Here is a 16,862-nt window from a genome sequence, read left to right on the forward strand (position 1 = left end):
GTGTGTCGGTCACGTAACAATTCGGCCGCGCGGCGCCCGGGCGTCCGTTTCCGCCCGATCCGCGGCGCCGGTCCGCCGGCACCCCGCCGCCGTCGCGTCAGGCGGCCGCCTCCCGTTCCTCCAGCCGCGCCGTGAACTCCCGTACCGCGGGCTCCTGGGCGAACGGCTCCAGGCGGCGCCGGAAGTCGTCCAGGTATTCCGCGCCGCGGTTGGAGCGCACCCCGGCCAGCAGGTCGACCGCCCGCGTCGCGGTGGCGCACCCCTGCTCCACCTCGCGGGCCTGCACCTGCGCCGAGGCCAGCAGCAGCAGCCCGATCGCGCGGCGGCGCACTCGGCCCGGCGGATGGCCGGCCAGCGCCTCCTCGGCCCGCCGCGCGGCGGGGCCGGGCTGCTCCAGGTCCCGGTGGCAGTGGGCGAGTTCGTCGGCGAGGTACGCCTGGTCGAAGTGGGCGATCCAGTCGGGGTCCTCCTCGGGGGTGGCGCGGGAGAGCGCCTCGACCGCCCGGCCCGCCACCGCCTCGCAGGCGCGGGCGTCGCCCAGCAGCGCGTGGCCGCGTGCCTCGGCCGCGTAGAACATCGCCTGCGCGGTCGGGGTGACCTGGCCGCGGGCGCCCTCCTGGGCGGCCCTGGCCAGTTGGGCGATCTCCCGGGGGTTGCCGAGCGAGGCGGCCAGGTGGCTCATGCCGGCCGCCAGGACGTAGCCGCCGTAACCGCGGTCGCCGGCCGCCTGGGCCAGCCGCAGCGCCTGGATGTAGTAGCGCTGGGCGAGGCCGGGCTGGCCGGTGTCGACCGCCATGTACCCGGCGAGTTCGGTCAGCCGGGAGACCGCGGCGAACAACTGCCGCCCGGTGGACTCCCGGTAGGAACCGGCCAGCAACCCGGAGACCACGCTGTTGAGGTAGTGGACGACCACCGGGCGCACGTGGCCGCTGCCGAACCGGTGGTCGAGGTCGACCAGGGCGCGGGTGGTGGCGCGGACCGCCTCGACGTCGGCGGTGCCGACCCGGGGGCCGCCGGTGCGGCCGACGGACGGGTCCGGGCCGGTGATCAGCCAGTCGCGGCTCGGTTCGACCAGCGCGGAGGCGGCCACCGTGGATCCGGTGAGGAAGTCGCGGCGGCCCACGTCGCTGCGCCACAGCTCGCACGCCTGCTCGACGGCGCCGAGCACGGTGGGCGCGAAGTGCAGGCCCACGCCGGAGGCGAGGTTGCGGCCGTTGGCCATGCCGATCTCGTCGATGGTGACGGTGCGGCCGAGCTTGCGGCCGAGCGCCTCGGCGATCACGGCCGGGGCGCGCCCCCTGGGCTGCTGGCCCCGGAGCCAGCGGGCCACGGAGGTCTTGTCGTACCGCAGGTCGAGGCCGTGCTCCGCGCCACACATGTTGACGCGGCGGGCCAGGCCCGCGTTGGAGCAGGCGGCTTCCTGGATCAGCGCCTGCAGCCGTTCGTTCGGCTGACGCGCCACAAGCGGTCGGGCGGCCATCGTCGTCCCCCTCTTCGCGGTACACGACTGGTGCACGATCTCTGCCCAGACAACGGGGCCGGATATTCCATGTCTTGGCAGGCAATCAATACTTTTTCGGCACGTGACGGCCTAAGCTCCGCAACATGCCGAAGAGCACCTACCCACCCCGGTAGCCGGACCCTCTCGCGCGCCCCCGCCCATGCACCCATGCGCCCCGCATGACGCGTCGAGCGCGCGAAACACCGGCCGTAACCCTTGTCCGCCAAGGCAGTTGGGCAGCGCGTGAATGACACCCGGGTCGCCGACACCCTCCCGCCCGCCCAACGACTCGCCTCCAGCAGCCAGTTGCTCGACGCGGCGGTGCGTTACGCGGAGGGACGGCACTGGGAGGTCTGCCCCGGCGCGTGGCTGGTGGAGGCGGACGGCGTGACGCGCTGCTCGTGCGGCGACCCGGGCTGCTCCGAGCCGGGCGCCCACCCCACCCGCCCCGACTGGCCCGGTCAGGCCACCGGGAACCCGGACGCGGTGCGGCGGCTGTGGAGCGGGCAGCTGCAGGCGTCGGTGCTCCTGCCCACCGGGCGCACCTTCGACGCGGTCGACGTGCCGGAGGCCGCCGGATGCCTGGCGCTGGCCCGGCTGGAGCGGATGGAACTGCCGCTGGGCCCGGTGCTCTTCACCCCGACCCGCCGGCTGGTCTTCCTCGTGCTGCCCGGCGCCAAGGCCAAGCTGCCCGATCTGCTGCGCGCCCTCGGCCGCCGCCCCGGCACGCTCGACCTGCGGGTGCACGGGGACGGCGACTACCTGGCCGCGCCGCCGACCCGGCTGGGCGGTGCCGGGCCGGTGCGCTGGGCCCGCCGGCCCAACGCGCTCAACCGCTGGCTGCCCGATGTGGAAGAGATGCTGAGCCCACTGGCGTACGCCTGCGGCCGGGAGGCGGCGGCCCGCCGCGAACGCCCGGCCTGACCCCGCGCACCGGGCCGTTTGGCCCCCCGTTCACCGCCGCCCCTATGGTGGATCCCCGGCATCGGCAGGACGCCGACCACGTCCGCGATGCCGTGGCGTACAGGGCCGCTGACGGCGGCCCGCGACAAACGGGGAAGGCGGCGCACCGTGCCGGAAGAGACGGAAGAACAGCACGCACCGGCCGAGGGGGACCCGGCGGCGGTACGGGTCCGGGGGCTGTGGAAACGATTCGGCAACCAGGTCGCGGTCGCCGGGATCGACCTGGAACTGCCCGCCGGCCACTTCATCGGCCTGGTCGGCCCCAACGGCGCCGGCAAGACCACCACGCTGTCCATGGTGACCGGACTGCTGCGCCCCGACGACGGCGTGGTGGAGGTGGCCGGGCACGACGTGTGGCGTGACCCGGTCGAGGTCAAGAAGCGGATCGGGGTGCTCCCGGAGGGGCTGCGCCTGTTCGAGCGCCTCAGCGGGCGGGAACTCCTCGCCTACACCGGCCGGTTGCGCGGCCTGCCCGGCCCCGAGGTCGACCGCCGCGCCGACCAGCTCCTCGACGTGCTCGACCTGGCCGGGGCCCGCCACAAGCTCGTGGTGGACTACTCGACCGGCATGCGCAAGAAGATCGGGCTGGCCGCGGCGCTGCTGCACAACCCCGAAGTCCTCTTCCTGGACGAGCCGTTCGAGGGCGTGGACCCCGTCTCGGCGCAGACCATCCGCGGGGTGCTGGAGCGCTACACCGGCTCCGGGGCGACGGTGATCTTCTCCAGCCATGTGATGGAGCTGGTGGAGTCGTTGTGCGACTGGGTGGCGGTGATGGCCGCGGGCCGGATCGTGCGGCAGGGGCCGCTGGCCGAGGTGCGCGGCTCGGCGGCCTCGTTGCAGGACGCCTTCCTGTCGCTGGTCGGGGCGCGCGGCGCGACGGCCGGTTCGCTCGACTGGCTGGGCGGGGCCCGGTGAGCGCGCTCGTCGAACCGCCGGTGACCGCCGTGCCCGCCGGCGGCGGACGGGCGCCGGGCGCGGCGCTGGTGCTGATCCGGCTCAAGCTCACGCTGCTGCGCAACGGACTGCGCCGCTCCCCCGGCCGCGCCGCCGGGTACGTCATCGGCTCGGTGCTGGCGCTGGTGCCCGCGGTGGGCGTGCTGCTGGGCATGATCGCGCTGCGGGCGGCGCACCCGGCGCACACCGCCCCGGTCGGCTGCGCGCTGCTGGTGGTCCTCGCGCTGTGCTGGGCGTTCGTGCCGCTGTTCTTCTTCGGCGGGGACGAGACGCTGGACCCGACGCGGCTGGTGATGCTGCCGTTGCGGCCGTGGCCGATGGTGGGCGGGCTGCTGGCGGCCTCGCTGGTGGGCGTGGGTCCGCTGTTCACGCTGATCACGGTGGCGGGCGCGATGCTGGCGGTGACCATGACGGCGGCGGCGGTGCCGGTCGCGGTGGTCGCCGCCGCGTTGACGCTGCTGCTCTGCGTGACGCTGGCGCGTTCGGTGGCCGCCGCCAACACCCGTCTGCTGACCAGCCGCAAGGGGCGCGACCTGGCGCTGATGAGCGGTCTGATCGTGGCGGTCGGGATCCAGCTGGCCAACCTGGCGGTGCAGAAGCTGACCACCCCGCAGGGGGTGCGCTTCCTCGATCCGCTGGCCCATGTGCTGCGCTGGGTGCCGCCGGGTTCGGCGGTGGACGCGGTGCACGCCGCGAGCGCCGGGCAGTGGGGCCGGGCGGCGGTCGGGCTGGCGCTCACCGCCGCCGCGACGGGGCTGCTGCTGTGGTGGTGGGGGCGGAGCCTGACCCGGCTGATGACCGCCCCGGACGCCTCCACGGTGCCGGCCGCGGCGAGCGGCCCGGACGCCGAACGGCGCTCCGCGCGGGCGGGTTCGGGCGGCCGGCTGGTCTCCGGGCGCACCGGCACCGTGATGGAGCGCCAGTTCCGCTATGCCTGGCGTGATCCGCGGACCAAGGCGGCGTGGGCGACCTCGCTGGGCATCGGGCTGCTGATGCCGGTGGTGTGGGCGGCGCAGGGCACCGGGTCGATGTACTCGGTGTGCATGTCCTCCGGGCTGCTCGGGATGCAGGTCTACAACCAGTTCGGGATGGACGGTTCGGCGTTCTGGCTGGTGTCGCAGACGATCGGCTCGCGGGCGGCGGCCGAGGCCGAACTGCGCGGCCGGGCGCTGGCGATCGCGGTGGTCGCCGTGCCGTACACCTGCGTGGCCGCGGTGCTGACGGCGGCGATGCTGCACGGCTGGGCGACGCTGCCGGAGAGCGTCGGGCTGGCGCTGGCGCTGCTGGGCTCGCTGCTCGGGCTGGGGGCGCCGACCTCGGTGCGCTTCCCGTACGCGGTGCCGCAGAACAACTCGTTCCAGAGCGCGGTGCCGGGGCAGACCAGCCTGGTGCTGAGCAACCTGCTGGCCGGCACGGTGGCCGCGGCGCTGGTGACCGCCCCGGTGCTCGGCCTGCTCATCGGCCTCCACCTGGCCGGGCTGCACGGGCTGCTGTGGCTGGTGCTGCCGGTGGGCGCGGGGTACGGGGCCGTGGTGGCGGTGCTCGGGATCCGGGTGGCGGCCACCTGGCTGCCGCGGCGGCTGCCGGAGATCCTCACAGCGGTCAGCAAGGCCTGACCGCCCCCGAGGTCGAACACCCCTGCGAGAAACCGGCGACGGCGATTCAACACCGCCCTTTCGAGTGACACCGGTGACGTGTTGTGACCGTCCGTGGCGGGGAGTCATGAGGGCGGGGAGACAGTTCCCGGCAGGCGGGGGAAGGACCCGGAAAGCTCGGGGTTCCGGGTACAGGCGCCCGCCGGGACGAAAAGGGGAGGAAGGGCCCCGGCACCGTCAGGTGCCGGGGCCCCTGCCGTCCCGGCCGACGCCTTCCGCGCCGAGGGCTACTTCTTGGCCACGAAGACGTGGCCGGCCACGTCGAGGCTGAGTTCGGCGGCCTCGCCGCCGCTGCCGACCAGGACGCCGCCGGGCGAACCGGTGACGCTGACCACGGAGCCGGGCTGCACCCCGGCCCGCCGCAGCGTGTACATCAGCTGGGCGTCGGTCTGGATGGGCTCGCCGATCCGGCGGACCACCACCGTCTTGGCCTCGTCGGCGGGGCTCAGCTCGGTGAGGCTGACCGTGCCCTCGTCCTGGAAGCCGCCGCCCTGCTGCTCGCCCAGCTCCTCCAGACCGGGGATGGGGTTGCCGTACGGCGACTCGGTGGGGTGGCGCAGCAGCTCCAGCACACGGCGCTCGACGGCCTCGCTCATCACGTGCTCCCAGCGGCACGCCTCGGCGTGCACCTGCTCCCACTCCAGGCCGATCACGTCGACCAGCAGGCATTCGGCGAGCCGGTGCTTGCGCATCACCCGGGTGGCGAGCCGGCGGCCCTCCTCGGTCAGCTCCAGGTGACGGTCGCCGGCCACCTGCACCAGCCCGTCACGTTCCATCCGCGCCACGGTCTGGCTCACCGTCGGACCGCTCTGGTCGAGCCGCTCGGCGATACGGGCGCGCATGGGGACCACACCCTCCTCCTCCAGCTCCAGGATGGTGCGGAGATACATCTCCGTGGTGTCGATGAGGTGTCCCGACATACGTGCCCCTCAATAGGTCGTGCGGTGGCCCTGCTGCCAATTCTGACGCATGCCACCGACAACGGGGCCGGACCGGTGTTGACAGCCCGCACCGCCAGGGCCCACCGTGATCGGCGACATCCGAGCGAAGGAACCGGGCATGGCGGCTGCTGCACACTCCGGGGAAACGGCCCCGGAACCCACGATCGGCCTCGCCAGGGAGTACTTCGACGCGGCCATCGCGCTGCTGGCCCGGGCGCGGGACGAAGAGGCCGGGACGGTGACCCGCGCCGGGGCCATGGTCGCCGAGACGGTGGCGGCGGGCGGCCGGATCTTCGTCTTCGGCGCCGGACACTCCTCGCTCCCCGCCCAGGACGTGGTCTACCGGGCCGGCGGCCTCGCCGTGGTCAACCTCCTCGCGGTGCCCGGCGCGGTGGGGGTGGACGTCAGCCCGGCCACCCTGGGCAGCGCGCTGGAACGGGTGGACGGGCTCGCCTCGGCGGTCCTCGACACCAGCCCGGCCGCCGCCGGCGACCTGCTGTTCGTCATCTCGCTCTCCGGGCGCAACGCGCTCCCGGTGGAGATGGCGCTGGGCGCCCGCTCCCGTGGCCTGCGGGTCGTCGGGGTCACCTCGCTGGACTACCCGCGGCGGACCACCTCCCGGCACGCCTCGGGGACGTTCCTGAAGGACCACTGCGACCTGGTGCTCGACAACAAGATCGCGGTGGGGGACGCGGAGCTGACCGCCGAGGACGTCCCGGCGCCGTTCGCCCCGGCCTCCACCGTGGTCACCAGCGCGCTGATGCAGGCGGTGATGGCCGCCGCCGTCGGCGCCCTCGCCGACCGCGGCGTCACCCCGCCGCTGCTGCGCTCGGGCAACGTGGACGGCGGCCACGACTGGAACGGCCGGGTGATGGCCGAGTACCGCGACCGGATCTTCTACCGGCACTGACGTCCCGCCGGGTCACGGCGGCGGCAGCAGGTCCAGCGCCGCCGCCACCCGGGCCGCCACCTCCTCCGCGTAGGCCGCGTCCTCGTGGTCGAAGACCGGCCGTCCGGCGCCGCGCAGGAACGTCACCACGCCCAGCGTCCGTCCCCGGCTGCGCAGCACCGAGCAGAGCGCGCCGAGCGTGCCCCGGGGCCAGCGGTGCCGGGCGGCCTGCTCCGGGGTGAGGTCACGGGCGCGTACCGAGCCGGTGCGTTCCACCGCCTGGAGAGCGGGGTGGCCCGGCGGATAGCCGACCGGGACGCCGGCCGGGCCCACCGGCAGGCAGGGGCCGGGGCCGCCCGGCGTGCCGGCCGCGCGCACCGGCCGCCCCCGCGCGTCCAGCAGGTCGAGCAGCACGTGATCGGCGAAGCCGGCCAGCGCGAAGTCCAGGTATCCGACGGCCGCGTCCATCGGGTCGGCGCACTCGATGGCCACCCGCGCCGCCCGCCGCAGCTGCTGGGTACGGAAACGCAGCCGGGACGCCTCGCGCTCGGCGAGCTTGGCCTCGGTGACGTCCTCGAAGAGCCAGCCCACCCCCAGCGGCGCCGGCTCCTCGCCCAGCGGTGAGCCCAGCCGTACGAACCCGCTGCGCCAGCAGCGCCGCGGGGCGCGGTCGGCCTCCCCGGACCCGGTGCGCAGCCGTACCCATAAATCGGCGGGCGGCGGCGGGGTGCCGGCGGAGAGAACGTGGTCGAGGGCGCCCTCGATCTCCTCGACGCCCTGGTCGAGGACCTCGCCGAGCGGGCGGCCGAGCAGCACCTCCTTGGGGGTGCGCAGGGCGCGGGCGGCGTAGTCGTTGACCACGGCCGGCCGCAGGTCCGCGTCGATCAGCACCACGCCCCAGACGGCCTCCTGGAAGAGGGCGTCGCTGAGCGCCATCGAACGTTCCAGGTCGATCTGGGCGTGGATCTCGGAGAAGGCGCAGTAGACCCCGGCCGGCCGCCCGTCCGGGCCGGGCACGGCGCAGGTCTGGGCGCGCACCAGGATGCGTCCGCCGTCCTTGGTGAGCAGCGGGAACTCGTGGACCTGGCGGCCGGGGGCGGCCATCACGGCGAGCAGCCGGGCCATCAGCGCCTCGCCCTCGCCGCCGCGTACCGCCCATCCGGCGAGTCCGCGGCGGCCCACGGCGTCCTGGGCGCTCCAGCCGAGCAGCCGGGTGGCCTCGCCGTTCCAGTGGGTGACGACGCCGTCGCTGTCGAAGGCGCACAGCGCGGCGTCCATGCCGTCGAGCAACGCGGCGAGGAGCCGCTGATCACCGACGTTCAGCGGCTTCGCGGGGGAAGGCGCATCGGGAGACTGCACATTTTCCCATTCAACTCCCTTGTGACGCAGCCCACACGAAGTTCCGGAAAATTGGTTGGACGGGGATCAGGGGGCGTTCTTAGGCTGGGGGTACACAAGAAGGGAGGTGGTCCGACGAATGAATGCATATCGGACGTGTGAGGTGGCTGCGGGCTAACGCCGCGCGCCTCGTCCGCTGATGCGTACGTGTGTGCATGGCGGGCCGCAATCCAACGCAGTCACCCGACCCGTGGGCTACCGGACTCGTCCGGCCGGTCTCGGAACGACAGTTCCGAGCAGCAGCCCGCGGGTCGTCTGCCTTTTTGTGTTCGCTCACCCTCCGGAGCCGGGGGTACCGTGATCCGTCCCTCGGAGGCTCACGGGCACAGCCGTTCCACCAGCCAGCCGTCGTCGCCCTTGGGGCGGTAGACGAGGCGGTCGTGGAGGCGGTTGTCGCGGCCCTGCCAGAACTCGATGGTGTCGACGGCGACCCGGAAGCCGCCCCAGAACGGGGGCGCCGGGACGGAGCCGGGCTCGGGGTAGCGGGCGGCGAGGTCGCGGTAGCGGCGTTCCAGCTCCTCGCGGCCGGCGATCGGGGCGGACTGTTCGCTGGCCCAGGCGCCGAGTTGGGAGCCGTGCGGGCGGCTGCGGAAGTAGGCGACCGTCTCCTCCCGGCCCACCCGGGTCACCGGACCGCAGACGATGACCTGGCGGGCGATCGGGTGCCAGGGGAAGAGCAGCGAGGCGTAGGGGTTGGCGGCCAGCTGGCGGCCCTTGCGGGACTCGTAGTTGGTGAAGAAGACGAAGCCCCGGTTGTCGTACCCCTTGAGCAGCACCGTGCGGGAGCTGGGCCGGCCCTCGGCGTCGGCGGTGGAGACCACCATCGCGTTGGGCTCGGCGAGCCCGGCGTGCACGGCCTCGGCGAACCAGCGGGCGAACTGGGTGAACGGGTCGTCGGCCAGCTCCGACTCGACGAGGCCGTTGGCACGGTAGGCCGCGCGCATGGCCGCGAGGTCGGGGTGGCCGTCTGCGGGAAGCTCTGGTTGCGGGTCACGGCTGGGCACCCGATCATCTTGCAGCACCGGGTACCCGGTTCGCCGGCGACCGCCGGCGGCCCGGTGTGAGACCCGCCACGATGCCCGCCGCCGTCCCGGTTCGCCGCATATCCTCCGTGCGCCACGAAAAACGACGTCCGGCCCCCTGTGACCTCTCGACGTCAAGAGATATTGTGCTACCCCCGGGTACGGCCGCCACCTCGTCGGCACACGGCCCGGGCCGCGTCCCGCACCGCCCCGGTTCCGCCCCGCGGGGTGACCGGCGGTCGAGCGGGGGCAGGACCGAGATGTTCCGGCACGGGTACGTACGCCATCCCGTCCGCGCATCCGACCAAGGGACCTGGCTCACCGGCCACCCGTACCCGACCACGTTCGAAGGAGCCGCCTGATGTCCGATTTCGTACCCGGGCTTGAGGGAATCGTCGCGTTCGAAACGGAGATCGCCGAGCCGGACAAGGAAGGCGGTTCCCTGCGCTACCGGGGCGTCGACATCGAGGACCTGGTGGGGCAGGTGTCGTTCGGCAACGTCTGGGGGCTGCTGGTCGACGGCAAGTTCAACCCCGGGCTGCCGCCGGCCGAGCCGTTCCCGATCCCGGTGCACTCCGGTGACATCCGGGTGGACGTGCAGTCGGCGCTGGCGATGCTGGCGCCGGTGTGGGGGCTGAAGCCGCTGCTGGACATCGACGCCTCCCAGGCCCGCGACGACCTGGCGCGGGCCGCGGTGATGGCGCTCAGCTACGTCGCCCAGTCGGCGCGTGGCCAGGGGCTGCCGATGGTGCCGCAGCGCGAGATCGACAAGGCGGAGACCATCGTCGAGCGCTTCATGATCCGCTGGCGCGGCGAGCCCGACCCCAAGCACGTCAAGGCCGTTGACGCCTACTGGACCTCGGCCGCCGAGCACGGCATGAACGCCTCCACGTTCACCGCCCGGGTGATCGCCTCCACCGGCGCCGACGTGGCCGCCGCGCTCTCCGGCGCGGTGGGCGCCATGTCCGGCCCGCTGCACGGCGGCGCCCCCTCCCGGGTGCTCGGGATGATCGAGGAGATCGAGCGCACCGGCGACGCGACGGCGTACGTGAAGAAGACGCTGGACAAGGGCGAGCGGCTGATGGGCTTCGGCCACCGGGTCTACCGGGCCGAGGACCCGCGCGCCCGGGTGCTGCGGCGTACCGCCAAGGAGCTGGGCGCGCCGCGTTACGAGGTGGCCGAGGCGCTGGAGAAGGCGGCGCTGGAGGAGCTGCACAACCGCCGCCCGGACCGGGTGCTCGCCACCAACGTGGAGTTCTGGGCGGCCATCATGCTCGACTTCGCCGAGGTGCCGGCGCACATGTTCACCTCGATGTTCACCTGCGCCCGCACGGCCGGCTGGTCGGCGCACATCCTGGAGCAGAAGCGCACCGGGCGGCTGGTGCGCCCCTCCGCCCGTTACATGGGTCCGGGCCCGCGCAACCCGCGCGAGGTCGAGGGCTGGGACGCCATCGGCAAGTGACGTCCGCGCCACGGCGGCCCGCCTCCGGGGCAACGGGGGCGGGCCGCCGCCGCGTTCACGCCGTGCCGGGCAGCGCCTCGGCGAGCACCTCCGCGAGGTGACGCCCCGTCACCCCGCCGAGCTGGGCGAGCTGGGTGCGGCAGGAGAAGCCGTCGGCGAGGACGACCGCGCCGGGCGGGGCGGAACGCACCGCGGGGAGGAGCTGTTCCTCGGCCAGGGCGCGGGAGACCTCGAAGTGGCCGCGTACGAAGCCGAAGTCACCGGCGAGTCCGCAGCAGCCGCCGGTCAGCTCACCGGTGAGCCCGGCGAGTTCACGCAGCCGACGCTCGGCCGCGTCGCCGAGGACGGCGTGCTGGTGGCAGTGGGTCTGCCCGGTCACCGGACGGTCGACACGCGGCGGACGCCAGTCGGGGGCGTACTCGGCGAGCGCCTGGGCGAAGGTGCGCACCACACCGGCCAGCCGCCGGGCGTCGGCGGTGCCGAGGAGTTCGGGCAGGTCGCTGCGGAGCGCGGCGGTGCAGCTCGGTTCGAGGCCGACGACGGGGAGCCCGGCGTCGAGCGCGGGGCGCAGCACGTCCAGCGCGCGGCCCATCACCGCGCGGGCCCGGTCGAGCTGCCCGGTGGTGACCCAGGTGAGCCCGCAGCACACCGGGGCGGGCGGCACCACGACCCGCAGCCCGGCGGCGCGCAGCACCCGTACCGCGGCCCGGCCCGCCTCGGGGCGCAGGTACGTGGTGAAGGTGTCGGGCCACAGCACCACGGCGGGGCCGGCGGCCGGATCGTCCCCGGCCCGGCCGTCCGCCCGCCACCAGCGGGTGAACGGCTCGGTGGCCAGCGGCGGGATCGCGCGTTCCGGGGTGATCCCGCCGAGCCGTTTGGCCACCGCCGCCAGCGGGGTGCGGGCGAGCGCGTTGAGCACCGGCGGCAGCCGCAGCGCGGCGGCGGCACGCAGCCACCGGGGCAGCGCGCCCATGGTGTGGTGCGCGACCGGACGCGGCCGGCCCGCGTAGTGGTGGTACAGGAACTCCGCCTTGTAGGTGGCCATGTCCACCCCGACCGGGCAGTCCGAACGGCACCCCTTGCAGGCCAGGCAGAGGTCGAGCGCGTCCCGCACCTCGGGTGAGCGCCAGCCGCCGGTGACCACCTCGCCGGCGAGCATCTCGTGCAGCAGCCGGGCGCGGCCCCGGGTGGAGTGGCGTTCCTCGCCGGTGACCCGGAAGGACGGGCACATCACCTGCGCCGACACCTCGGTGGAGCGGCACTTGGCGACCCCGACGCAGCGGCGCACCGCGGCCGTGAAGTCGCCGCCGTCCTGCGGGTATCCGAAGGCCACGTCCACCGGGCGGCGCGGCAGCACGGCGAACCGCAGGTTCTCGTCGAGCCGCGCGGGGCGGGCCAGGATGCCGGGGTTGAGGCCGCCGGCCGGGTCCCACAGGTCCTTGAACCGGTGGAAGAGGGCGACCAGTTCACCGCCGTACATCGCCGGGAGGAGTTCGGCGCGGGCCTGGCCGTCGCCGTGTTCGCCGGACAGGGAGCCGCCGTGGGCGACCACGAGCGCGGCGAGGTCGGTGGAGAAGTCCCGGTAGCGGGCGACGCCGTCCGGGGTGAGCAGGTCGAAGTCGACGCGGACGTGGACGCAGCCCTCGCCGAAGTGGCCGTAGGGCACGCCGCGCAGCCCGTACCGGGACAGCAGGGCGCGGAACTCCCGCAGGTAGCCGCCGAGCCGGGCGGGCGGGACGGCGCAGTCCTCCCAGCCGGGCCACGCCTCGGTGCCGTCGGGCATCCGGGTGGCGGTGCCGGCCGCGTCCTCGCGCAGCCGCCACAGCGCGCGCCGCGCGGCCGGGTCGGTGACCACCTCGCTCGCGGCGGCGCCGGAGGCGGCGCACACCAGGCGGGCGGTGTGCGCCGCCTCGGCCGGGGTCGCCCCGCCGGTCTCCACGAAGAGCCAGGCGGTGCCGTCCGGCAGGGTGCGCGCGGCGGTTCCGGCCAGGTCGGCGGCCATGCCCTCGACGGTGAGCGGGGAGAGCGGCAGCAGCGCGGGGACGGCGTCGGCGGCGGCGCCCTCGTCGGGGTAGCCGAGCACCGCCAGCGCGCGGGCCGCGGGCGACGCCACCAGCCGCACGGTGGCCTCGGTCACCACCGCGAGGGTGCCCTCGCTGCCGGTGAGGGCGCGGGCGACGTCGGTACCGCGTTCGGGCAGCAGCGCGTCGAGGGCGTAGCCGGAGATGCGCCGGGGCAGGTCGGGGTAGCCGGTGCGCAGCAGGGCGAGGTGGCCGCCGGTCAGCTCGGCGATCCCGGCGCGCAGCCGGGGCGGCAGCCCGTCGGTGCCCCGGCCGGCCCGCAGGCGTTCGCCGCCGTAGGTGAGGGCGTCCAGCGCCAGGACGTTGTCGGCGGTGGTGCCCCAGGCCACCGAGTGGGCGCCGCAGGCGTTGTTGCCGATCATGCCGCCGAGGGTGCAGCGGCTGTGGGTGGACGGGTCGGGGCCGAAGGTGAGCCCGTGCCGGGCGGCGAGCCCCCGCAGCGTGTCGAGGACCACGCCGGGCTGGACGACGGCGGTACGGGCCTCGGGGTCGAGCGCGGTCACCCGGTTCATGTGCCGGGTGAAGTCGAGGACCACCCCGGTGCCGGTGGCCTGGCCGGCGATGGAGGTGGCACCGCCCCGGGGCACCACCGGCACGCCGTGGCCGGCGCAGACCGCGAGCGCGGCGGCCACGTCACCGGCGTCGCGCGGGGCCACCACCACCCGCGGCACCCGACGGTAGTTGGAGGCGTCCATCGTGGTCAGCGCCCGGCTCGCCGGGTCGGCCGCGACCTCCCCGCGCACCGCCCGCCGCAACGCCCGTTCCAGTTCCGCACGCTCGTCCGTGGCCTTCTCCATGGCGGTAGAGATCCCCCGGGACGCCGCGTCTCACCCGCTGGACCGGCGTCGGAAAACCCGTGGCGGACCAATTACGCTTCCGCTCGTGGCCGACATCCAGATTCCCGCAGATCTCAAGCCCGCCGACGGTCGCTTCGGCTCGGGTCCGTCCAAGGTGCGCACCGAGGCGCTGACCGCGCTGGCCGCCACCGGTACCTCGCTGCTCGGCACCTCGCACCGCCAGGCGCCGGTGAAGAACCTCGTCGGATCGGTCCGCGAGGGCGTCCGCGAGCTGTTCTCGCTGCCCGACGGGTACGAGGTCGTGCTCGGCAACGGCGGTTCCACCGCGTTCTGGGACATCGCCACCCACGGGCTGATCCGGTCGAAGTCGCAGCACCTGTCCTTCGGCGAGTTCTCCTCGAAGTTCGCCAAGGCCGCCAAGGCGGCGCCGTGGCTGGCCGAGCCGACGGTGATCTCCGCCGACCCCGGTGACCACCCGGTCCCGGCGGCCGAGTCCGGGGTGGACGTGTACGCGTTCACCCACAACGAGACCTCCACCGGTGTCGCCGCCCCGATCCGGCGGGTGGCCGGCGCCGACGAGGGCGCCCTGGTGCTGGTGGACGCCACCTCCGGCGCGGGCGGCCTGCCGGTCGACATCACGGAGACCGACGTCTACTACTTCGCGCCGCAGAAGTCGTTCGCCGCCGACGGCGGACTGTGGCTCGCCGTCCTCTCCCCCGCCGCCCTGGAACGCGCCGCCGAGATCGCCGGCTCCGACCGCCACATCCCGGCCTTCTTCGACCTGCCGACCGCGATCGACAACTCGCGCAAGAACCAGACGTACAACACCCCCGCGCTGGCCACCCTCTTCCTCCTCGACCAGCAACTGAAGTGGATCAACGGCCAGGGCGGCCTCGACTGGGCCGTCCGGCGCACCGCCGACTCCTCCTCCCGCCTGTACGGCTGGGCCGAGAAGTCCGCCCACGCCACCCCGTTCGTCACCGACCCGGCCAAGCGCTCCCAGGTCGTCGGCACCATCGACTTCGCCGACTCCGTCGACGCCACCGCCGTCGCCAAGGCCCTGCGCGCCAACGGCATCGTCGACACCGAGCCCTACCGCAAACTCGGCCGCAACCAACTGCGCGTCGCCATGTTCCCGGCCGTCGACCCCTCGGACGTCGAGGCGCTGACGGCCTGCGTGGACTACGTGATCGAGCGGCTGTAGCCCGTCGGACGCCCCGGGCCGCCCGAGGGGTGGGCCCGGGGATGTCGGGCCGTGTGCGGTCAGAGGTCGTCCGCGTCGCAGGCCATGCCCCGCAGCGTCTCCTCGATCTCCTCGTCGGTCAGCGCGGGGCCGTCGAAGGCGGGGATGTCGAGGCCGCCCATGGGATCCGTACGGAACGGGTGGACCGGCCGCCCGGGGTCGCCCGCTTCCGCGCCGGTCGGCGCCGCCGGATCGCGGACGGACGAGGGAGCCGGAACGGCCGCCGTGATCTCGGCCCACACCAGCTTCCCCCACCGCCTCACATCGGTGCCCCAGCGCTCGGACAGCGGGGCGACCATGGCCAGGCCGCGGCCGTGCTCGTCGTCCGCGGAGGCGGCCCGCGGCACGGGCAGACGGCGGTCGGTGTCGCTCACGGTCACCCGCTCCCGCTGATCCCCCAGCCGGGTCGCCGTCACCCGGAGGCGACGGCTCCGAGCATGCGTGACGGCGTTGCCGACCAGCTCGGACACGACCACTTCGCCGACGTCGGCGAGACCCCCCATCCCCCAGGCCGACAACGCCGCGCCGACCAGTATCCGCGCGCGGCGAGCGCTGGCCGCCTCACACGGCAGGGTCTGGCTGAAGCCGGTAGCCGGGGACATGGTCATGGGGACCTCGCAGTCGGTCGCGCCTGTCGGGGCCCAAACAGCGTGCGCCAAGCGGAAGTTACCGCGCAATCAAGACCGAAAATCCCGCAAGAGATGGCATATGTGATGGAGTTCGCTATCAGCCATGCAATCGTGACTTCGGGGTGCCACACTCTGACCCGCAACCTGTCGCAGTGAGCTCGACCGCCCAGGAGGTGGACTCGTGGCAGCACCAACCGGACCTACCGTCCGGCGGATGCAACTCGGCTGGGAACTCAAACGCTTGCGCGAAAGATGCGGATTCACCCTCGCGGAAGCGGTATCCGGGTTGACGTTCTCCGTCTCCAAACTCCACCGCGTGGAGAACGGCTTGACGGCGCTGCCCAAGGTCGCCGACCTCCGTATGCTTCTGGAGCGCTACGGCGTGGACGACGAGGAAGACATCGCCTTCCTGGTCGAAACGCACCGCGACTCGCTCAATCGCGGGTGGTGGGCGCAGTATCGATCAACGATGCCGTCGGGCATGGCCATGTACGTCGGCCTGGAAAGCGGCGCCCACTCGATCCGCGCGTGGCAACCCAGCGTTGTGCTGGGGCTGCTGCAAACCGAGCGCTACGCGAGGGAATTGTTCACCACCGCGAAACCGGTCCACGAGACGACGACCGAGTTCGTGGAACGCGGCATCCAACTCCGCATTGAGCGCAAGCAGATCCTCACCCGCCGAGAGAAACCGACCAAGCTGTGGGCCATCCTCGACGAGGCCGTACTGCGACGTGTCGTAGGCGGTCATGACGTGATGCGGGAGCAGTACGAGGAAATCATCAGGCTTGCCGCCCTCGACCACGTGACCGTGCAGATCCTTCCGCTGGACGCCGTCACGTACCGCTCCGCCAGCAACTTCACGCTCCTGGAGTTCACGACACCGCTACCCACCGTCGTCCAGTCCGACGGCCTGGACGGATCCAACGTCAACGACAAAGATGTCACCGTCTGGGCCTTCTCACGACAGTTCGACGCCCTGCGGGCCGGCGCTCTGGCGCCGAGCGAGACCCCGAAGTTCCTGCACCGACTAGCCCGGGAGATGTGATCATGACCCATCGCACGGCACTCGAAGCCATCCCCGAAAGCTCGTGGTTCAAGTCCTCGTACAGCGAAAACAACGGCACCGCGTGCGTCGAGGTAGCCGACCTCACCGCCACCCCCCACGCATCCGTCGCCATCCGTGACTCCAAGGATCCCGACGGGCCCGCCCTCCTCGTCCCGCCGGAGGCGTTCGCCGCGTTCGTCGCCGACGTGCGGGCCGGGGTGTTCGGGGGCTGAGCCTGGCGGCGAGCCCGCACCGGTCGGCGATACGTGGCCTCGGCCACAC

General features: G+C 73.7%; 14 protein-coding genes. 8 read left to right on the plus strand and 6 right to left on the minus strand.

From position 1 onward, the window contains the following. Positions 1–97: 97 nt before the first annotated feature. Positions 98–1,480, minus strand: coding sequence for a hypothetical protein (locus tag SCATT_RS11180; RefSeq protein ID WP_014143138.1), 1,383 nt, complete (start codon positions 1,478–1,480; stop codon positions 98–100). A 264-nt stretch (positions 1,481–1,744) separates the two neighbouring features. On the opposite strand from SCATT_RS11180, the gene SCATT_RS11185 reads away from it, so the two are divergent. From SCATT_RS11185 to SCATT_RS11195, 3 genes are all read left to right on the plus strand, one after another. Then, entirely contained in the window at positions 1,745–2,425 is a 681-nt protein-coding gene (locus SCATT_RS11185) for a bifunctional DNA primase/polymerase (protein ID WP_014143139.1), read from the plus strand. 147 nt (positions 2,426–2,572) lie between these two features. Continuing rightward, entirely contained in the window at positions 2,573–3,379 is an 807-nt protein-coding gene (locus tag SCATT_RS11190) for an ABC transporter ATP-binding protein (RefSeq protein ID WP_014143140.1), read from the plus strand. Further along, the gene (locus SCATT_RS11195; protein WP_014143141.1) at positions 3,376–5,034 is read left to right on the plus strand and encodes a hypothetical protein; all 1,659 of its coding nucleotides are present in this window, start codon (positions 3,376–3,378) and stop codon (positions 5,032–5,034) included. Before SCATT_RS11190 ends, SCATT_RS11195 begins: the two co-directional genes overlap by 4 nt. 266 nt (positions 5,035–5,300) lie before the next feature. Here the strand turns inward: SCATT_RS11195 and SCATT_RS11200 are convergent, their stop codons facing one another. Further along, a complete protein-coding gene (locus SCATT_RS11200; RefSeq protein WP_014143142.1) occupies positions 5,301–5,993 on the minus strand; it encodes a metal-dependent transcriptional regulator in 693 nt (230 codons plus the stop codon). Positions 5,994–6,132: 139 nt separating this feature from the next. Here SCATT_RS11200 and SCATT_RS11205 point away from each other — a divergent pair, with 139 nt between their 5' ends. Then, positions 6,133–6,924 carry an SIS domain-containing protein gene (locus SCATT_RS11205; RefSeq protein WP_014143143.1) on the plus strand — a complete coding sequence of 264 codons (792 nt, stop codon included), beginning with the start codon at positions 6,133–6,135 and terminating at the stop codon, positions 6,922–6,924. A 12-nt stretch (positions 6,925–6,936) separates the two neighbouring features. Here SCATT_RS11205 and SCATT_RS11210 read toward each other — a convergent pair whose 3' ends face one another. After that, positions 6,937–8,262, minus strand: coding sequence for a PAS domain-containing protein (locus SCATT_RS11210; protein ID WP_014627857.1), 1,326 nt, complete (start codon positions 8,260–8,262; stop codon positions 6,937–6,939). Between the two features lie 356 nt (positions 8,263–8,618). Beyond that, the gene (pdxH, locus tag SCATT_RS11215; RefSeq protein WP_014143145.1) at positions 8,619–9,245 is read right to left on the minus strand and encodes a pyridoxamine 5'-phosphate oxidase; all 627 of its coding nucleotides are present in this window, start codon (positions 9,243–9,245) and stop codon (positions 8,619–8,621) included. Between the two features lie 439 nt (positions 9,246–9,684). Here pdxH and SCATT_RS11220 point away from each other — a divergent pair, with 439 nt between their 5' ends. After that, entirely contained in the window at positions 9,685–10,785 is a 1,101-nt protein-coding gene (locus tag SCATT_RS11220; protein WP_014143146.1) for a citrate synthase 2, read from the plus strand. A gap of 55 nt (positions 10,786–10,840) precedes the next feature. On the opposite strand, the gene SCATT_RS11225 is transcribed toward SCATT_RS11220, so the two are convergent. Next, positions 10,841–13,663 (minus strand): FAD-binding and (Fe-S)-binding domain-containing protein, encoded by a 2,823-nt coding sequence (locus SCATT_RS11225; RefSeq protein WP_014143147.1) that lies wholly within the window; start codon positions 13,661–13,663, stop codon positions 10,841–10,843. An 85-nt stretch (positions 13,664–13,748) separates the two neighbouring features. Between SCATT_RS11225 and serC the strand changes: the two genes are divergently transcribed. Further along, positions 13,749–14,867, plus strand: a complete 1,119-nt coding sequence (gene serC / locus SCATT_RS11230) for a phosphoserine transaminase (protein ID WP_014143148.1) — start codon at positions 13,749–13,751, stop codon at positions 14,865–14,867. Positions 14,868–14,926: 59 nt separating this feature from the next. Here the strand turns inward: serC and SCATT_RS11235 are convergent, their stop codons facing one another. After that, positions 14,927–15,508 (minus strand): ATP-binding protein, encoded by a 582-nt coding sequence (locus tag SCATT_RS11235; RefSeq protein WP_231905069.1) that lies wholly within the window; start codon positions 15,506–15,508, stop codon positions 14,927–14,929. Positions 15,509–15,749: 241 nt separating this feature from the next. On the opposite strand from SCATT_RS11235, the gene SCATT_RS11240 reads away from it, so the two are divergent. Both SCATT_RS11240 and SCATT_RS11245 read left to right on the plus strand, forming a co-directional pair. After that, positions 15,750–16,580, plus strand: coding sequence for a helix-turn-helix domain-containing protein (locus SCATT_RS11240; RefSeq protein ID WP_173405631.1), 831 nt, complete (start codon positions 15,750–15,752; stop codon positions 16,578–16,580). A 2-nt stretch (positions 16,581–16,582) separates the two neighbouring features. Further along, positions 16,583–16,813, plus strand: a complete 231-nt coding sequence (locus SCATT_RS11245; RefSeq protein WP_014143151.1) for a DUF397 domain-containing protein — start codon at positions 16,583–16,585, stop codon at positions 16,811–16,813. Positions 16,814–16,862: the final 49 nt, after the last annotated feature.

The sequence above is a fragment of the Streptantibioticus cattleyicolor NRRL 8057 = DSM 46488 genome (genome assembly GCF_000240165.1).
Lineage (GTDB): Bacteria > Actinomycetota > Actinomycetes > Streptomycetales > Streptomycetaceae > Streptantibioticus > Streptantibioticus cattleyicolor.

Bases quoted from the DNA above. Each gene is read 5' to 3' on its own strand.
- SCATT_RS11180 (WP_014143138.1), bottom strand. From the start codon at position 1,480: ATGGCCGCCCGACCGCTTGTGGCGCGTCAGCCGAACGAACGGCTGCAG.
- SCATT_RS11200 (WP_014143142.1), bottom strand. From the start codon at position 5,993: ATGTCGGGACACCTCATCGACACCACGGAGATGTATCTCCGCACCATC.
- SCATT_RS11205 (WP_014143143.1), top strand. From the start codon at position 6,133: ATGGCGGCTGCTGCACACTCCGGGGAAACGGCCCCGGAACCCACGATC.
- pdxH (WP_014143145.1), bottom strand. From the start codon at position 9,245: ATGCGCGCGGCCTACCGTGCCAACGGCCTCGTCGAGTCGGAGCTGGCC.
- SCATT_RS11220 (WP_014143146.1), top strand. From the start codon at position 9,685: ATGTCCGATTTCGTACCCGGGCTTGAGGGAATCGTCGCGTTCGAAACG.
- SCATT_RS11225 (WP_014143147.1), bottom strand. From the start codon at position 13,663: ATGGAGAAGGCCACGGACGAGCGTGCGGAACTGGAACGGGCGTTGCGG.
- SCATT_RS11235 (WP_231905069.1), bottom strand. From the start codon at position 15,508: ATGTCCCCGGCTACCGGCTTCAGCCAGACCCTGCCGTGTGAGGCGGCC.
- SCATT_RS11240 (WP_173405631.1), top strand. From the start codon at position 15,750: ATGCAACTCGGCTGGGAACTCAAACGCTTGCGCGAAAGATGCGGATTC.
- SCATT_RS11245 (WP_014143151.1), top strand. From the start codon at position 16,583: ATGACCCATCGCACGGCACTCGAAGCCATCCCCGAAAGCTCGTGGTTC.